This is a genomic window from Rhizobium sp. NPDC092011 (genome assembly GCF_044756305.1).
In the GTDB taxonomy this organism is placed as follows: domain Bacteria; phylum Pseudomonadota; class Alphaproteobacteria; order Rhizobiales; family Rhizobiaceae; genus Rhizobium.
This window is the reverse complement of the sequence record NZ_JBIVSO010000016.1, coordinates 19,748-35,355: the sequence shown is the minus strand read 5'-3', so window position 1 is coordinate 35,355 and position 15,608 is coordinate 19,748. Positions and strand designations below refer to the sequence as shown.

The window sequence follows — 15,608 nt, the reverse complement described above, 5'->3', positions numbered from 1 at the left end:
GGTTCAAAGGTTGGTCTGCGTCACCTCAAGGCTCGTCATGCGCATCCTCGTCCGCAGCCTTCGATGCCGACCGCTCGGCGTTGGGGTCGAAGACCTCCGACAGAGTTTGCAGGATCCGCAATACTCCCGGATGATCGCAGGTATAATACCTGAACTGTGCCTGACGGCGCACTTTGACTATGCCTGAATGATAAAGCCGTGTCAGATGTTGGCTGAGCGCTGATTGCGATATTCCAAGTTTCTTGGCCAGACTATTGACGTCTTCTTCGTGGCCGGAAAGGTAAATACAAACTTCAAGGCGTTTTGGATTCGACAGTTGGCTGAGGAGATCTGCATGGTAGATGAGGCGCTCATCTTCTGTAGTTTGGTCTGAGTACATGACGCGGGCCGATCGCTGATAAAAGTTTAATCTTCGAAGTTCAGGCGTCAGATGACAATAAACACAAAAGTCGCAAAATTGTGTTCCGAACTATTGCAAATATATTGCATCCTCCCGGAACGGCTGAACCTCCCACTTAGGCTGATCACGACGGAACACGCCTTCGTTAATCGACAACTAGGGTCGTATTGTGATTTGTGAATATGTCAGCGAGAGGTTTTGCAATTATTCTGTAACAAAATCGAACGAACTGCCTTGTTTTTGTCAGGCTTCTGACATCGCGCTGCAAATAAAGCCGTTTATCTTGTGTCTTATCGAACAGGAGATAAAGATGACCCATAGGGACCTGACGATCACCGAAGTTCTCAAAGATCCGCTTATCCGGCAGATCATGCGCGCCGACCATATCTCTGTAACCGGTATGGCAAATCTGCTGCAGGATGCAGCGCGCAGGCAAAAGCGCACGAAAGAGTTCGCCCTGCTTGCCGACCTCGCACCGATCGCCAACGCAGCTTCGCAAACCATCCCGCAGGCTGATTTGCGCTGATGGCGCCGTCCTCTGCTTGCCGGGTCCAGCGCCGTAGCTGGCGTTGGGTGGCCGGTCGAGCGGACCGCTTCATTGGCGCCATTTCTGGCGCTGTCCGATCCTAGAGCGCGCCGCTGCGGTTTAGTGAAATCGCATAGACGCTGGTGGTCGCCGTTATGAAGAGCTTGTGCTTGCCGCGGCCGCCGAAGCACAGATTGGATACCGTTTCCGGTACCAGGATCTTGCCCATCAGGTGTCCGTCGGGCGCGATGCAATGAACGCCATCGGCCGCCGATGACCAGAGATTGCCATCGCTATCGAATCGCATGCCGTCAGCGCAGCCGGGCGAAATTACGTGAAACACCTCGCCGCCGGATAGCCGCCAGTTTTCGCCGACATTGAAAACGCGGATATGCTGGGGATCGCTGTGGTGCATGCGCCCGGTATCGGCGACAAACAGTCTTTGCTCATCGGGGCTGAAGGCGAGGCCGTTCGGGCAATTGAAGTCGGTCAGCACCGCCTGCATCGCGCCGGACGGGTCGACGCGGTAAACATTGCAAGGCAGTTCCTGCTCGCTGCGATGCCCTTCGTAGTCCGTTGCAATGCCATAATGCGGATCGCTGAACCAGATGGCGCCGTCCGATGTGACCACGACGTCATTGGGCGAATTCAACCGCTTGCCCTGGTAGCGATCTGCGATCACCGTGATCGATCCGTCATATTCCGTGCGCGTCACGCGTCGTGCGCCGTGCTCGCAACTGACGAGCCGACCCTGTCGGTCGCGCGTGTGACCGTTGGAGAAATTGGACGGCTCGCGAAAGACGCTGATACCGAGACCGGGGATCCATCGCATGATGCGATTGTTGGGAATGTCCGAGAAAAGCAGACAATTCTGGTCTCCGAACCAGACCGGTCCCTCCACCCAGTCAAAGCCTGTAGCGAGCTGCTTGATAGGCGCATTGCCGAGGACGAATGTGCCGAACAAGGGATCCATGGTCTCGAAGAACGACATAGCGACAATACCTCCCGCAAAGTTACACGGTCCGTTCGTTGTGTTATCGATACCGTATTCAAATGACTCCGCAAGCCAAGAGCATGGCGCATGTGCCATATTCCGCCGTGAATGGTAGTGCCCACCCTGATCCCTCTCTGGTATCGCAATCGGGCAAACGGAGGAAACGATGTCTGTTGGTCTCTTTGATCTGAAGGGGCGACGTGCTCTTGTCACGGGCTCATCCCAGGGTATCGGGCTTGCGCTTGCCAAGGGATTGGCGGCTGCCGGCGCGGAGGTCATCCTCAACGGTCGCGACGAACAGAAGCTCGTCAGGACAGCGGAAGGCTTTGAGGGCGGGGCGCGCATACTGGCGTTCGACGCAACCGATCATCAGGCTGCGCGGCAGGCTGTCGATGCCTTCGAGGAAGAGACGGGCGCGATAGACATCCTCGTCAACAATGCCGGCATGCAATTCCGCGCGCCGCTCGAGGAGTTTCCGGCCGACGCCTTCGAGCAGTTGTTGCGGACCAACATTTCGAGCATCTTCAATGTCGGTCAGGCGGTTGCGCGCCAAATGATCAAGCGTGGCGCCGGCAAGATCATCAATATTGCGAGCGTGCAGACGGCACTGGCGCGCCCGTCGATTGCACCCTACACGGCGACCAAGGGTGCCGTCGGCAATCTGACAAAAGGCATGGCGACCGATTGGGCGCGCTTCGGGCTGCAATGCAATGCCATCGCACCCGGCTATTTCGATACGCCGTTGAACGCCGCGCTGGTTGCAGACGCCAATTTTTCGGCATGGCTCGAAAAGCGCACACCAGCCGGCCGGTGGGGGCGGGTAGAGGAATTGATCGGTGCCTGTATCTTCCTGGCGTCCGATGCCTCCTCCTTCGTCAACGGTCATGTCCTCTACGTCGATGGCGGCATTACCGCGTCGCTCTGACCATTGCAACGGAGCTGGTGCTTGCCACGCATGAGGTAGCCCCGTCGCTTGGCGAGAGGAGATTGCCCCTATCCGGGAAGCACGCGTCATCGGTGACGCGCCACCGATCGAAGATGAGGCGCGGACAATGGCCGGCGCCACGTTTCATTGAGCGGTATCTTGGTTCGCGATCTCCGGCATTCGCGTCCGAAAGCGCGAATTGCGCGGCTCATTCGCCTGCTGCGTTTGCAATGCGGCAGAGGTTCTTGCTCATGTTCGGAGCCACTTGTCCCGGTTGGACAATGAAGAGGACATCGACGCGGCTGCCCTTGCCGTTCTTGCGGATAACGGCGCGTAGGGTCTGCGGTCGGCCGGAGCCGCTCGTTTCCTGCTGGGCAGTCAATGTCCCGAGGTTCTTCTCTGCCTTCACCTCCAGAAACCCATCGGCCAGAATGGCGCGGTGGATCTTGTCAAAGGCGGTGTTCGGATTGACCGATGGAAAGGCCACCCATGTCTTGTAGGTGATGCCGGTGACCAAGGGGACGCCGTCGCTTTCGTAGTGGCTGGCGCAAGCATCAGCCAGAGCCGGGGAGGCTGAAAGAAGCGCGAGCGCGAAAGCAAAACCTATCCTTGTATGCATCAATTGACAGCCTTTTTGATTGAACCTAGGGGGTGGGCAAATCAGCGAGGTGAGATTGATACTATCGTACCGGGAATATGTCTATCTTCGACATCACGCATAAAGGGAGGATTTCGCGTCAAAGAGCTGCTGAAGCGGAGGCAGCCTGAGCTCAAGGCAAGCACCGGATATCAGTCCCGTCAGGATCGATCTCCCGTCTGGTCTTCTGCAAAGGTGTCGCGCATCGCGCGCAAAATAGTCACCGCCGACGCAGCGCCGGGATCGATGTGTCCGAGCGATCTTTGCCCCAGGCGGGCCGCCCGGCCGCGGGCGGCAACCATGGAGCTTGTCGAGTTCGCACCGTCTTCCGCAGCGTCCAGAATGGCGTTCCACATGCCGGCGGCATCGAGCGAACGTGCTCTGGCGTCGAGGGCGGCTTCGGCCGCCGGGATCCACGCATCCAGCATGGTCTTGTCGCCGCGTTGGCCCTTGCCGCGCTGCTGAATACCGGCTCGCATTTCGTCGACGATCATGGCCTGGCATGCTGGCGACAGCGATTCATCAGACTTTAGCGCCTGCGATGCTCGCCGAAAGGCGGTCGCGTAAAGTGGGCCTGTCGATGCTCCGACGGCATCCAGGAATGCCGATGCCGCGACGGCAAATATCTCGGAAGGCAGCGTTTGCGCTGGATCGAGCTTGGCGAGTTCCGCATTGACCGCCATGAAGCCGAGAGACATGGTGATCCCATGATCCGCGTCGCCGATGGCGCCATCCAGCTCGGAGAGACGGTCTTTCTCGGCATTGATTGCGATGGATATGCGCTGAAACATGTTGCCCAGGCATCGAGCGGCATTTTCCGACATCGTCTTCCTCCCGGTCCCAGCAGTTCTGTCGCTGCCGGGCTCATTCTTATACGATCATCCGACCCTTAGAGCGAAAGTGTCGCATGGATGGTGCAACAGCGCAGTCAGCTCCTGGTCAAGATGCATTATGGATATGGATGCGCCGACCATGTCGAGCGATGTGCAGTAGTGTCCCACCCAATTTGCATCGATTTTGATATCCTTGGCGCTTAGCCTCTGTTCGACGCGGCGGAACAGGATGAAGAGTTCCATCATTGGCGTGGCACCGAAGGAGTTGATCAGCACCGCGACCCGGTCCCCGGCGGCCGGCTTCATCTCGGCAAAGATCCGGTCCATGACGCGATCCGTGATTTCATCGGCGCTCATCATTTTCTCGCGGGTAACGCCACGCTCGCCATGAATGCCCATGCCGAACTCGATATCGTCAGGGCCGATCTCGAAATTATGGCGCCGTGTTTGCGGCATTGAGCAGGGTTCCAGTGCGACACCCATGGTAAAGGTTCGATCGTTGGCTTTGCGCGTCGCGGCTTCGCAGGCATCGAGCGACAAGCCCTTGTCGCAGGCAGCGCCGGCAATCTTGAAAATGAAGAAATTGCCGGCGACGCCGCGCCGCCCCTCTTTGTCTTCTATGGGAGACGACGCGATGTCGTCGGTCGTCAGCACTGTGCGGACGTCGATCCCATGCTCCTGCGCCATTTCCGCGGCCATTTCGAAGTTCATGACGTCGCCGGCATAGTTGCCGTAGACGAAGAGCACGCCTTTTCCGCCGGAGGCTGCCTTGGCGCATTCGAGGATCGGTGTCGGGGGCGGCGAGGAGAAGATGTTGCCGATGGCAACGGCATCCGCCAAGCCCTTGCCGACATAGCCAAGAAAACCGGGTTCATGGCCCGTGCCGCCGCCGATGACGAGCCCGACCTTATCGGGCCTCGGCCCATTCCGCGCCACCAGCGCCCGGTTCGACCCCTTGATCGGTGTGAGGTAGGAAGTATGCGCCTTGACGACGCCGTCCAGCATCTCGTCGACGACGTCATCGGGATTGTTGAGGAACTTCTTGATGTGTGTGCGATAGTTGCTCGGCAACGCCACGCTGTTGTCTGCCCGTGGACGCTGGGTCGCCTTCTGATCGAGGGCGGTAACGCCATCGGCGTTCAAAATGCCTCGACCCGTAGCGGCATCCGTGATGAGCACATTGATATAGCCGCCGCGCAGCGCGGCGAGGATTGCAGGCACCTTGTCGAAACCGCCGGCAACGGCGATGCGCAGCCCGATCGATTTCAGCATGTCGAGCGATATGCCGATGGTGCGGTCATCGAGGGGGCCGGCGACAGCCTGACCCTTGGCATCGATAAAGCGGCCGGCGACGACGCCGACCGCATTCTTGGCCAGATAGTCTTGCAGCGAGACGGATTCGAAGAAACCGCTGCTGTGGATCGTCGAATTCGGCCGCAAGGACGATACGCCGAAGACCGCCTTGTTGGCTCTGGAAAGCACGGCAAACTGGTCTTCGATCAACGGTTCCGCCAACAGGATGTTGCGCACGTCGGCGGTTGAAACGATGGCGGGAGCCGTGATGTTGACGAGCCTGCCTTCTGTCGCGTTGGCAAAGGCTGCAGCGCAAAGCTCCGGCGTATAAGCAAATCGCGCGCGCGTGCCGCCCGTCGCCTGGACCACGGTTACATCCTGAAGGTTCGGCACGTTCGACTGTTCACCGATGGCAAGGACCGTGCGCCCCCACGCGACGGCCAGAGTATCACCGGATTTGAGCAGCTTGGCGATGGCTTGCGCCCCTGCCGTTCCCAGACGATCGATCAAGGGGCGTGTCCCATCGTCGCTCGGGACGACAAGACAATCGTGCAACCCGAAATGGCGTTTCAATTCCAGTGCGATGGAAAGGGAGCTCAGCCGTGACGGTTCGAGCGAGATGTTGACGATGCCGCGGCTGCGCGCATCGGCCAGGTAGCTGTTCACGGTTGCCCGCGAAATACCCATGATGTCGGCGATCTCACCCTGAGTCTTGCCGTCTTCGTAATAGAGCCAGCAAGCCCAGACATAGGGATCGTCGCCATAGCGCAACGGCATGACGTCGATCGCATCCGGAGCGCCCGCTTTGCCTGCACCAGTTTTGCCGACCGAAGTTGCCTTGCCTGTCATGACGAGTCACATATCCCTTTTCCCGCCCGAACATGGAAGCAATGATGCGTGTTTGCAAATGCTTCTTCGGACGGCGCGCGACCCCGCAGCAGATTGCCGGATCGCGCGGCCTTGGGAGAGCCCGCTTATTGGAGCCGAGCGCGCGCGCCCTCGGAAAGTTCTTTCAGGATGATTGCACAGGAGGTTGCACCTGCATCCAGCACGCCGAGGGAGCGCTCGCCCAGCCTGCTGGCGCGACCGATTTTGGCGACCAGATTGAGCGTGGAGTCGCGGCCGGCCTCAGCGGCAGCCACCAACGCATCAAGCGCATCGGCGAAGGATTTGCCGGCCGCATTCGCAGCATCGAAGGCCTCGATGGCCGGAACCAGCGTGTCGAGCAAGGTCTTGTCGCCGACTTTCGCCGAGCCGATCGATTGAATGCCTTCAAGTCCGGCATGAAGCGCCCGGCTGTACGCCGCGCTGTCGATTGCCTCGATGCCATCGAGCTTTTCGGCAAACTCGGTGAACATGACGCCGTAGAGCGGACCCATGGAGCCGCCGATTTCGGTCATCAGCACGGTGCCCAGCGTGTCGAGGGAAGCCGACAGCGACTGGTTCTGGCCCTTCAGGCGTTCCGAAGCCATGCCGAAGCCCTTGGCCATGTTGACGCCGTGATCGCCATCGCCGATCTTGCCGTCGATTTCGCTGAGATAGGCCCTGTTTTCGATGATGCGGTCGGCCATCGCCAAGACGATGTCGCCGGCCGTCGCATTCTTGAATGTCTGCATAAGTCGATCCCCTCAGAGCAACGTCGTGCATTGAACTTCGACGTCGAGAAGCTTCTTCAGTTCCTCGTCGAGTGCCATCACGGTCAGCGTTGCGCCGACCATTTCAAGCGATGTGAAGTAGTTGCCGACATAGGTTTTGTAGATCTTCAGACCGCGCTCAGAGATTTTCGTCTCGATCGTGTCATTCAGAATGTAGAGTTCGTTCACCGGCGTCGCACCAAGGCCCGATACGAGCACGGCGACTTCGGAGCCAGCCGGCAGGTTGTGATCGTCGAGAACGATCTGGCACATGGCGTCTGCAATCTCGGCCGCTGTCTTCAACGGCTCGACGCGTACGCCCGGCTCGCCGTGATGGCCGATGCCGACCTCCATCGTGCCGGGCTCGATCTGGAAGTTGGGATGACCGACGGCGGGCAGGGTGCAGGGACCAAGTCCGATGCCGACGGAGCGGCAGCTGTCGATCGCCTTCTGCGCGGTGATACGAACCTCTTCGAGACTGGCTCCAGTTGCTGCCTTGGCGCCGCCGACCTTCCACATGAAGATCTCGCCGGCCACGCCGCGGCGCTTTTCCCTTTCCTCTGGCGGTGCCGAGCACACATCGTCGTTGGCAACAACCGTCGCAACTTCGATCCCGTCCTTGGCGGCAAGCTTGATGGCCATCTTCACGTTCATGTTGTCGCCGGCATAGTTGCCGTAGAGGCAAATCACGCCACGGCCGCCATTGGCTTCCCGAATGGCGTCGTGAAAGCTCTTGGCCGTCGGAGAGGAGAAAAGTTCGCCGACTGCGACTGCGTCCAGCATGTTCCTGCCGGTATAGCCGATGAATGCCGGCTCATGACCCGAACCGCCGCCGGTGATCACACCGACCTTTCCGGCATGCGGTGCATCCTTGGCGACGACGACGCGCGGGTTGTCTGCCAAACGGACGATGTCCGAATGTGCCTTGATGAAGCCTTTTACAGTGTCTTCAACGACTTCATCCGGATTGTTGATGAACCGCTGCATGGTGCCTCCTGTAGAATTATTGCGCGCTTGCGCTCAGAGAATTGTATAACCGCCATCGATCAGAAGATCGGCGCCGTTGATCATGTCCGCTCCTGCCGAGGAGAGGAAAACGGCTGCAGCCGCGATTTCTTGCGGGTAGGCGAAGCGGCCGGCCGGGATGCGCTTCTTCGCCGCTTCCCCCTTTTCCCCGGCCCAGGCCTTCTTGCCAAGTTCGGTAAGGACGATCGTTGGCGACAGGGTATTGACGCAAATTCCGTGCTTGCCCCATTCGGCAGCGAAGGTCTTGGACATGCCGATGACGCCGAATTTGGAGGCGCAGTAAGCGACGTGCTCTTCGATGGCAACAGTGCCGGCCTGCGAGGCAAGGTTCACGATCTTGCCGCCCTTACCGGCAGCGATCATGGCGCGACCGACCGCCTGCGTTACCAGGAACGAGCCCTTCAGATTGATATTTATCGTTTTATCCCAATAGTCTAAGGACAGATCTTCAGCTGGTGCCAGAAAGACGACGCCGGCGCTGTTGACGGCGATATCGATGCCGCCAAAATGCGAGACGACGTCGCTGACTGCCTTGTTGACGGAAGCAGGATCAGAGACATCACAGACGAATGACGCGGCTCCGCCGCCGATCTCGGCGGCTTTCGCCTTTGCCATGTCGACATTGATATCGAGAACGGCGACCTTGGCGCCCTTGGATGCAAACGCCGCCGCAACGGCTGCGCCGATGCCGGAGCCACCGCCGGTCACGAGGGCGATCTTGCCTGACAACGGGAAGTTCAAATCAATGTCTGGGGATGTCTCGGTCATCTTGTTCATGCCTCTAGCTGGGGACTGGATGGGGCGAGTATCTCGCCCCATCCGCATCGATGTTACTTGCGGGTTTCGAGCAGCTTGTCGACGTTGTCGACCGTTACCGGGGTCCACGGAACATTGTAGTTCTTGTCCTTGCCATCATTGAAGGGCATGGCGGGATACTGTTCCCAGATCTTCGACTCCGGCTTGTAGCTGCCCTTCTTGGCGGCAAAGATCGCGAGATCGAGCGCGCCCTGAGCCTGCGCGCTGGCGTCCTGCAGGATGGAGGTCATCGTACCTTCCTTCACGGCATGAAGCGCATCGGTGATACCGTCGATACCAGCAATGGCGAAGTCCTTGACGTTGAGCTTGGCAGCCTTGATCGCCTCGATCGCGCCAAGCGCCATCTCATCGTTCTGGCCGATGACACCGTTGATCTGGCCCGGATGCGAGGTCAGCCAGTTTTCCATAAGGGTCTGGGCTTCGGCGCGCGACCAGTTGGCCGTCTGGTCTTCCAAGACCTTGACGTTCGGGCACTCGGCAAGAGCCTTCTTGTTGCCTTCCAGGCGCGAGATCTGCGCCGACTGGCCGATCGGGCCCTCGAGGATGACGACATTGCCCTTGCAACCGATCTTGTCGAGCACGGTCTTGGCTTCCATGTAGCCGGAAATCGTGTCGTCGGAGCCGACATAGGACGTCAGAAGATCGGAGTTCACGCGGGTGTTGGAGCCGACGACGGGGATGCCGGCGTCATGCGCTGCCTGAACCGCGGTTGCGGCAGCTTCGATATCGATCGGGACGAAAATGATCGCGTCGAATTTCTGCGTGATCATCGTGTTGACCTGTTCCTGCTGAACGAGCGCGTCGTAGCGGCCATCGAAGATCGTCAGGTCGACGTCACCGTTCTTGACGGCGGGATGTTCTTTCAGCGCTGCCGACCAGATCTGCATGAACTCGGCATTGAGGCCATAAGGGGCGGCGCCAATCTTCAGCTTCTTCTCCTGTGCCAAGGACGGCGAGGCGAGAAGCGCGGTTGCAGCAGCAAGAGCTATAAGTAATTTCTTCATTATAATTCTCCTCCGTTGGAAGTCCGGCCGCCATCGTGACGCGCCGTTCGGTTTGCGAGTGCGAACACTGCAGTTTCTTCGGGCCTAGCCGCCCAGATTTCTCTTTTGGTCGAGCATGACGGCGCCGACGATCAACGCGCCCTTGAGGACCTGCTGGTAGTAGGATTGGATCCCCATCAGATCGAGGCCGTTGTTCATGACGCCGATGATCAGTGCGCCGATCAGCGTGCCGGTAATGCGACCGACGCCGCCGGAAAGACTGGTTCCGCCGATGACGACGGCTGCGATGGCATCGAGCTCGTAGGCGATGCCGGCCTGTGGCAGAGCAGAGCCGGTACGGGCTGCAAGGATCATGCCTGCGAGGCCGGAAAGACCGCCGGAAATGACATAAACGAGGAAGCGCAGCTTGCTGACGTTGATGCCCGAGGTGATGGCAGCATGCGGGTTGCCGCCAACGGCATAGATGTACCGGCCAAATCGTGTGCGGTTGAGGACCCACCAGGCGACGACAAAGACGATGGCAAGCAGGATGACCGGCATCGGGATGGACAGGACGCTACCGGTGCCGATCCAGCGGAAATCGGGGGTCAGGGCCGGAACCGGCTTGCCGCCGCCATAGATGAGGGTGAGGCCGCGGGCGGCGGACAGCATGCCGAGCGTCGCGACGAAGGCGGGCACTGCAAAGCGCGAAACGATGAGGCCGACGATGGCACCGCAGGCGATGCCGACCAGCAGCCCCACTGCGAGAGCGACATAGGGCGGGTAGGGCGCGCCGAGGATCCCGGCCGTCGCCGAGGTCGTCGCGAAGCTCGCGCTGACGATGCCGGTCAATGCGACCACGGAGCCAACGGAAAGATCGATGCCGCGGGTCAGAATGACGAATGTCATGCCGATCGCCAATACGCCGTTGATCGAGGTCTGCAGCAAAACGTTGGAGATGTTGCCGGCCGTCAGGAAGTACTGGTTCGAGAATGAGAGGACGGCTGCGAGCAGCAGGAAGGCGAGAAAAATCCCGTATTCCTGAATGATCAATCTGCGGCGGTCCGAGCTGAACCAGGAGTTGGACTGATTGTTGTCGGTGGCGGACATTGCAAATACCTCTTGTTGCCGGGCGCTTAATTCTGGGCTTCGTCTTCTGCCGCGTTCAGGTCGACAGGTGCACGAGCGATTGCGCGTCGGCCTCCTCCCTCTTGAGAATTCCGGCAGCACGTCCCTGGCGCATCACCAGGATGCGGTCGGACATGCCGAGAACCTCGTCTATTTCGGATGAGATCATGATGACGGTGCCGCCTTCGGCGGCGAACTCACAAATGATGCGGTAGATTTCGCGCTTGGCGCCGACGTCGACGCCACGTGTCGGCTCGTCGAGCAGCAGCACTTTCGGCTTGCGCAGGAACCACTTACCGAGCACGACCTTTTGCTGATTGCCACCGGAAAGACCGGAAACCGGCATGCTGTCGCGCGCCGCCTTGATGCCAAAGCGCTCAATCATATCCTGGCTGGCGCTGGCTTCCGCCTTGCGGTCCATCGAGAAATGCGGGCTCATTTCGGGAAGGCTTGCCAAGCAGATATTGTTGCGCACGCTGTCGATGAGGTTGAGGCCGGTCAGCTTGCGGTCTTCCGTCACGAAGGCAATGCCGTGTCGCATGGCTTCGGCCGGCTTGCGCACGACGATGGGTTCGCCGCCAAGCCTGATCTGTCCGCTGCTGACGGCGTCCACGCCGAAGATGCAGTTGAAGATTTCGGTGCGGCCAGATCCCATCAGGCCGTAAATGCCAAAGATTTCGCCCTGGTGGGCGGTAAACGAGATGTCGTTGACCTTGCCTGTGGCCGTCAGGCCGGCGACTTCCATCCCCGGCGTTGCCGTCGGCACATTCGTCTTGATGTATTCCTCGCCAAGCTCGCGGCCGACGATCATGCGGATGAGGCCGGGACGATCGATATCGGCAAGGGCGCCGCTGCCGACATAGGCGCCATCGCGAAAGGCAGTGTAGGAATCGGCGATCTGGAAGATCTCCGACAGCCGGTGCGAGACGTAGACGACGCCTTTGCCTTCCGCTTTCAGCCTTTCGATGGTCGCAAACAGCTGCTGCGCTTCCTTCTCGCCGATCGCCGAGGTCGGCTCGTCCATGAAGATCACCTCGGCATCGTGGCTGAGCGCCTTGGCAATCTCGACCAGCTGAACCTGGGCAACCGAGAGGTTCATCATGAATTGGGTGGCGCGAATGTTGAACTGCAGCCGATCGAGCAGCGACTGCGCGTTGCGGTTCATCGTCTTGAAGTCGATGCCGCCGAAGCGGGCGGACGGCTCACGACCGAGATAGATATTCTCCGCAACCGTCATATGCGGAATGGGGCTGAGTTCCTGCTCAATGATGGCAATGCCAGCGCCAAGCGCTTCGGCGGGGCTTGCATATTCCACTTCCTTGCCGCGGCGGCGAATGGAGCCGGCATCGCGCTTGTGGATGCCCATGAGGATCTTGAGGAACGTCGACTTGCCCGCGCCATTGCCGCCGCACAGGGCGTGAACCGAGCCGGGACGCAGCTGAAAGCGACCATCGCGCAGTGCGGCGACGCCGCCAAAGGACTTTTTCAGCCCCTCTACTTCAAGCAGGAATTCCACGTTCCCCTCCGCACTCTGGATGCCGGAGCAAGTCGGATCATGTCGTCCGTCCTTGTCCCGCACCAACGTTGACAATATTCGAAGTGCTTTCGACAAATGTCAATACCGTGATTGTGGATTCGTCAAATCGTGGCGTTCGACACTGGCGACGATCGCAAGGCCGGCTCTCGAAGGAATGGAGTAACTAATTGTAATAATTACGCTCTCTCGAGCATTTCGGTTTCTCGAATTGCAGGAGAACGGCAATCGGCGGGTTTCGCGCAGGGAGGCCGGTCGCGAATTTCGCTTGCATGCGCGACATCGGACGTGCCGAAAATTTGATTGTGGGCGTGCAGACTTTGCGTAATTCTGGCGTGCAGCGCCGACCCAGTTGATGTCGATCACTAGGCAACGAGGCAGAGATGAACCCAACCAAGATCACCATTCTGTCATGTAGTCTGGATCCAGAAAGTCGCAGCCGGCGGATTGCACGCGAGGCGGAGAGGCTGTTGCAGGAGAGGCGATGCGAGGTCGAATTTATCGACCTGCGCGAGATCGAGCTGCCGGCATTCGATAACTCAACCTGCTATGTGCATCCCGCATACGAACGATTGTATCATGCAATTCACGATGCTGACGGCGTGTTGCTCGCGGTTCCGATTTACAATTGGGCGGTCGGTAGCGCTGCCAAAAACCTCATCGAGTTGACTGGAGCAACTGGAGAGGGCGCGCGAAAGTCGGCCTGGTTCGACCAAGTCGTCACCTTCGTCTGTTCCGGCGGGCTTCCGCATAGCTACATGGCTTACGGTAGTCTGGCGATGTCGCTGATGCTCGATTTCAAATGCGTCATCAATCCCTATGTCGTTTATGCGACGGATAGGGATTGGCACGATGAAGCAATTCTGTCCGACAATCTGGCGGCAAGGCTGAGAAAAACCGTCGATGTGAAGCTGGAGCTTTCATCCAGATTGAGCTCCAGAACATATGCGTCCGATTGGGAAATCTAGTCTCGATATCCGTTCTGTTTGCATTCGCCACGCACCATGCTTAAACTGAGTCATAATATGAATTTTCGTTGAAAGCGAAGGGCCGTGGGACTTCGATCGCGGCAGCGGAATTGAGGATTTTGAATGGCCACAAATGCCCGGGTGCGGCAAAGGCTGGCGCAAAGGGTGATCGACCATTTGCGGATGCAGATCGAGACAGGCAAGCTCCAGGCAGGCGACCAACTGCCGACGGAGCCGCAGCTTGAGGCCGCGTTCGATGTCAGCAGGACTGTCGTGCGCGAAGCGATTGCCGATCTGCGTGCCGCCGGGCTGGTCACTCCGGTTCAAGGCAAGGGTGTATTCGTTTCCGATGCGGCGGCACGATCCGGTCTGCTGCTGACGCCGGTTGAGATCAGAAGCATCCCGGAGACGCTGGAATTGCTGGAATTTCGCATGGCGGCGGAGGGAGAAGCCGCCGCCATTGCCGCCTATCGCCGAACCGCCGAGCAAGAAGCCGCAATTGCGGCCGCCAATCGCAAGATGGCGACGCTGATAGAGCAGGGGCTTTCGACGGTCGAAGCGGATTACGAGTTCCATATGGCCGTGGCGGTTGCCACGAACAATCGCTTTTATGTCGACGTTCTCAGGCATTTCGGGCTGCGCACAATCCCGCGCGGCCAGTTTCCGACATTGCCGGAGGCCAATGACCGCGCCTATCTCGAGAAGGTCCAGGCCGAACACACGGAAATCCTATCGGCAATCGCCGAACAGGATCCCGATCGGGCGCGCCAGGCGATGCGGGCTCATATGATTGCCAGCCAGCGGCGCTATCGACGCTTGGCGGATCGGCAGCCGCAATAGGGCTCGACTCTTCTTTTAAGTCATATTATGTCATATGATACGAGCTCCACAGGAGATGCCGCGGGTGTATTTGGGAACGCAAGTCGAGGCGCGCGATGACGATGACTATCGGGTCTTTGCGCAACTTGGGGTAAAGCACATCTGCGCCGATCCTCCGGGGGCGCCCGATGCGTGGGCGCTGTCCGATCTCGAGCGTCATCGTGACAAGATCGAGAGCTTCGGGTTGATTCTGGACATGATCCAGCTTCCCCTCCCGTCACAGCCTGTCGAGAGAGCTTCCTATCCTGATATCCTGCTTGCTGGACCCGATCGTGACCGACAGATCGATGCGGTGTGCAAGCTGATCGAGGATGTTGCGGCGGCTGGCATCCCTTCCGTGAAATACAATCTCAATCTCATCGGGATTCCACGCACGGCAGATGAGCCCGGCCGCGGCGGCTCAATGAACGCAAGTTTCCGCTGGAACAGGACCGATCAGCAGGCGGCATCCGGCCTTGCCGGTGTCCTGTCGGAAGATGAGAACTGGGAGCGGATCGATTATTTCCTCGAGCGCGTCGTTCCTGTGGCGACCAGCAATCGCGTTCGGCTGGCCTGTCATCCGCACGATCCGTATACACCTCCCGGATATCGCGGCGTGACACGCGTGCTGGGCTCCGTGGAAGGGCTGAAGAAATTCGTTCTCATGCGGGAGAGCCCCTATCACGGACTGAACTTCTGCCAGGGCTCGGTCGGTGAGATGCTCGACAATCCAGGCGCGGAGATCGACGAAGTCATTCGCTGGTTCGGTACGCGCAACAAGATCTTCAATGTCCACTTCCGCAACATCCGGGGCGGCAAGCTGTCTTTCATGGAAACCTTCCCCGAGGAAGGCGACATGGATATGGCCCGTTCCGTCCGGGTCTATCAGGAGGTCGGTTATCAATACATGCTGATGCCGGATCATGTCCCGACCATCAGCGGCCGCGATCCCACAGGCGTCGCCTTTGCCTTTTGCTATGGCTATATCGCCGCACTTTTGCAGACGCTCGGTCAGGGCTGAGACTGGATTTGTCCGTTGAACAAAGGAGGATT

The 15,608-nt window shown here is 59.1% G+C and carries 16 protein-coding genes; 5 read left to right on the top strand and 11 right to left on the bottom strand.

Annotated features, from left to right (window positions below; all coding sequences use genetic code 11):
* Window positions 1-25: 25 nt before the first annotated feature.
* The gene (locus ACIQJ2_RS33020) at window positions 26-379 is read right to left on the bottom strand and encodes a metalloregulator ArsR/SmtB family transcription factor (protein WP_199146621.1); all 354 of its coding nucleotides are present in this window, start codon (window positions 377-379) and stop codon (window positions 26-28) included.
* A 331-nt stretch (window positions 380-710) separates the two neighbouring features.
* On the opposite strand from ACIQJ2_RS33020, the gene ACIQJ2_RS33015 reads away from it, so the two are divergent.
* Window positions 711-926 carry a hypothetical protein gene (locus ACIQJ2_RS33015; RefSeq protein ID WP_199146619.1) on the top strand — a complete coding sequence of 72 codons (216 nt, stop codon included), beginning with the start codon at window positions 711-713 and terminating at the stop codon, window positions 924-926.
* 100 nt (window positions 927-1,026) lie between these two features.
* On the opposite strand, the gene ACIQJ2_RS33010 is transcribed toward ACIQJ2_RS33015, so the two are convergent.
* The gene (locus tag ACIQJ2_RS33010) at window positions 1,027-1,917 is read right to left on the bottom strand and encodes an SMP-30/gluconolactonase/LRE family protein (protein WP_400675823.1); all 891 of its coding nucleotides are present in this window, start codon (window positions 1,915-1,917) and stop codon (window positions 1,027-1,029) included.
* Between the two features lie 169 nt (window positions 1,918-2,086).
* Here ACIQJ2_RS33010 and ACIQJ2_RS33005 point away from each other — a divergent pair, with 169 nt between their 5' ends.
* Window positions 2,087-2,845 carry an SDR family oxidoreductase gene (locus ACIQJ2_RS33005; protein ID WP_400675825.1) on the top strand — a complete coding sequence of 253 codons (759 nt, stop codon included), beginning with the start codon at window positions 2,087-2,089 and terminating at the stop codon, window positions 2,843-2,845.
* 208 nt (window positions 2,846-3,053) lie between these two features.
* On the opposite strand, the gene ACIQJ2_RS33000 is transcribed toward ACIQJ2_RS33005, so the two are convergent.
* From ACIQJ2_RS33000 to ACIQJ2_RS32960, 9 genes are all read right to left on the bottom strand, one after another.
* Entirely contained in the window at window positions 3,054-3,464 is a 411-nt protein-coding gene (locus tag ACIQJ2_RS33000; RefSeq protein ID WP_400675827.1) for a hypothetical protein, read from the bottom strand.
* A 179-nt stretch (window positions 3,465-3,643) separates the two neighbouring features.
* Window positions 3,644-4,306: a dihydroxyacetone kinase subunit DhaL gene (gene dhaL, locus ACIQJ2_RS32995; RefSeq protein ID WP_400675829.1), complete on the bottom strand. Its 663-nt coding sequence runs from the start codon at window positions 4,304-4,306 to the stop codon at window positions 3,644-3,646.
* A gap of 54 nt (window positions 4,307-4,360) precedes the next feature.
* Complete coding sequence (locus ACIQJ2_RS32990; protein WP_400675831.1) at window positions 4,361-6,457, bottom strand: bifunctional sugar-binding transcriptional regulator/dihydroxyacetone kinase subunit DhaK; 2,097 nt, start codon at window positions 6,455-6,457, stop codon at window positions 4,361-4,363.
* Between the two features lie 125 nt (window positions 6,458-6,582).
* Window positions 6,583-7,224 carry a dihydroxyacetone kinase subunit DhaL gene (dhaL, locus tag ACIQJ2_RS32985; RefSeq protein WP_199150170.1) on the bottom strand — a complete coding sequence of 214 codons (642 nt, stop codon included), beginning with the start codon at window positions 7,222-7,224 and terminating at the stop codon, window positions 6,583-6,585.
* A gap of 12 nt (window positions 7,225-7,236) precedes the next feature.
* A complete protein-coding gene (locus ACIQJ2_RS32980; protein WP_400675833.1) occupies window positions 7,237-8,229 on the bottom strand; it encodes a dihydroxyacetone kinase subunit DhaK in 993 nt (330 codons plus the stop codon).
* Window positions 8,230-8,262: 33 nt separating this feature from the next.
* Entirely contained in the window at window positions 8,263-9,036 is a 774-nt protein-coding gene (locus tag ACIQJ2_RS32975) for an SDR family oxidoreductase (protein WP_400675835.1), read from the bottom strand.
* 62 nt (window positions 9,037-9,098) lie between these two features.
* Complete coding sequence (locus ACIQJ2_RS32970; RefSeq protein ID WP_199150167.1) at window positions 9,099-10,088, bottom strand: substrate-binding domain-containing protein; 990 nt, start codon at window positions 10,086-10,088, stop codon at window positions 9,099-9,101.
* Window positions 10,089-10,172: 84 nt separating this feature from the next.
* Window positions 10,173-11,177, bottom strand: coding sequence for an ABC transporter permease subunit (locus ACIQJ2_RS32965; RefSeq protein ID WP_199150166.1), 1,005 nt, complete (start codon window positions 11,175-11,177; stop codon window positions 10,173-10,175).
* Window positions 11,178-11,232: 55 nt separating this feature from the next.
* Window positions 11,233-12,711 (bottom strand): sugar ABC transporter ATP-binding protein, encoded by a 1,479-nt coding sequence (locus tag ACIQJ2_RS32960; protein ID WP_400675837.1) that lies wholly within the window; start codon window positions 12,709-12,711, stop codon window positions 11,233-11,235.
* Between the two features lie 401 nt (window positions 12,712-13,112).
* Here ACIQJ2_RS32960 and ACIQJ2_RS32955 point away from each other — a divergent pair, with 401 nt between their 5' ends.
* The 3 genes from ACIQJ2_RS32955 (at window position 13,113) to ACIQJ2_RS32945 (ending at window position 15,576) form a co-directional block, all read left to right on the top strand.
* Window positions 13,113-13,697 carry an NADPH-dependent FMN reductase gene (locus tag ACIQJ2_RS32955; RefSeq protein ID WP_400675839.1) on the top strand — a complete coding sequence of 195 codons (585 nt, stop codon included), beginning with the start codon at window positions 13,113-13,115 and terminating at the stop codon, window positions 13,695-13,697.
* 123 nt (window positions 13,698-13,820) lie between these two features.
* Window positions 13,821-14,537, top strand: coding sequence for a FadR/GntR family transcriptional regulator (locus ACIQJ2_RS32950; protein ID WP_400675841.1), 717 nt, complete (start codon window positions 13,821-13,823; stop codon window positions 14,535-14,537).
* Window positions 14,538-14,601: 64 nt separating this feature from the next.
* Window positions 14,602-15,576, top strand: a complete 975-nt coding sequence (locus tag ACIQJ2_RS32945; protein WP_400675842.1) for a mannonate dehydratase — start codon at window positions 14,602-14,604, stop codon at window positions 15,574-15,576.
* Window positions 15,577-15,608 lie beyond the last annotated feature (32 nt).

Excerpts from the sequence above, each read along its gene's own strand:
- ACIQJ2_RS33020 (WP_199146621.1), bottom strand. The coding sequence starts at position 379 with ATGTACTCAGACCAAACTACAGAAGATGAGCGCCTCATCTACCATGCA.
- ACIQJ2_RS33015 (WP_199146619.1), top strand. The coding sequence starts at position 711 with ATGACCCATAGGGACCTGACGATCACCGAAGTTCTCAAAGATCCGCTT.
- ACIQJ2_RS33010 (WP_400675823.1), bottom strand. The coding sequence starts at position 1,917 with ATGTCGTTCTTCGAGACCATGGATCCCTTGTTCGGCACATTCGTCCTC.
- ACIQJ2_RS33005 (WP_400675825.1), top strand. The coding sequence starts at position 2,087 with ATGTCTGTTGGTCTCTTTGATCTGAAGGGGCGACGTGCTCTTGTCACG.
- ACIQJ2_RS33000 (WP_400675827.1), bottom strand. The coding sequence starts at position 3,464 with ATGCATACAAGGATAGGTTTTGCTTTCGCGCTCGCGCTTCTTTCAGCC.
- dhaL (WP_400675829.1), bottom strand. The coding sequence starts at position 4,306 with ATGTCGGAAAATGCCGCTCGATGCCTGGGCAACATGTTTCAGCGCATA.
- ACIQJ2_RS32990 (WP_400675831.1), bottom strand. The coding sequence starts at position 6,457 with ATGACAGGCAAGGCAACTTCGGTCGGCAAAACTGGTGCAGGCAAAGCG.
- dhaL (WP_199150170.1), bottom strand. The coding sequence starts at position 7,224 with ATGCAGACATTCAAGAATGCGACGGCCGGCGACATCGTCTTGGCGATG.
- ACIQJ2_RS32980 (WP_400675833.1), bottom strand. The coding sequence starts at position 8,229 with ATGCAGCGGTTCATCAACAATCCGGATGAAGTCGTTGAAGACACTGTA.
- ACIQJ2_RS32975 (WP_400675835.1), bottom strand. The coding sequence starts at position 9,036 with ATGACCGAGACATCCCCAGACATTGATTTGAACTTCCCGTTGTCAGGC.
- ACIQJ2_RS32970 (WP_199150167.1), bottom strand. The coding sequence starts at position 10,088 with ATGAAGAAATTACTTATAGCTCTTGCTGCTGCAACCGCGCTTCTCGCC.
- ACIQJ2_RS32965 (WP_199150166.1), bottom strand. The coding sequence starts at position 11,177 with ATGTCCGCCACCGACAACAATCAGTCCAACTCCTGGTTCAGCTCGGAC.
- ACIQJ2_RS32955 (WP_400675839.1), top strand. The coding sequence starts at position 13,113 with ATGAACCCAACCAAGATCACCATTCTGTCATGTAGTCTGGATCCAGAA.
- ACIQJ2_RS32950 (WP_400675841.1), top strand. The coding sequence starts at position 13,821 with ATGGCCACAAATGCCCGGGTGCGGCAAAGGCTGGCGCAAAGGGTGATC.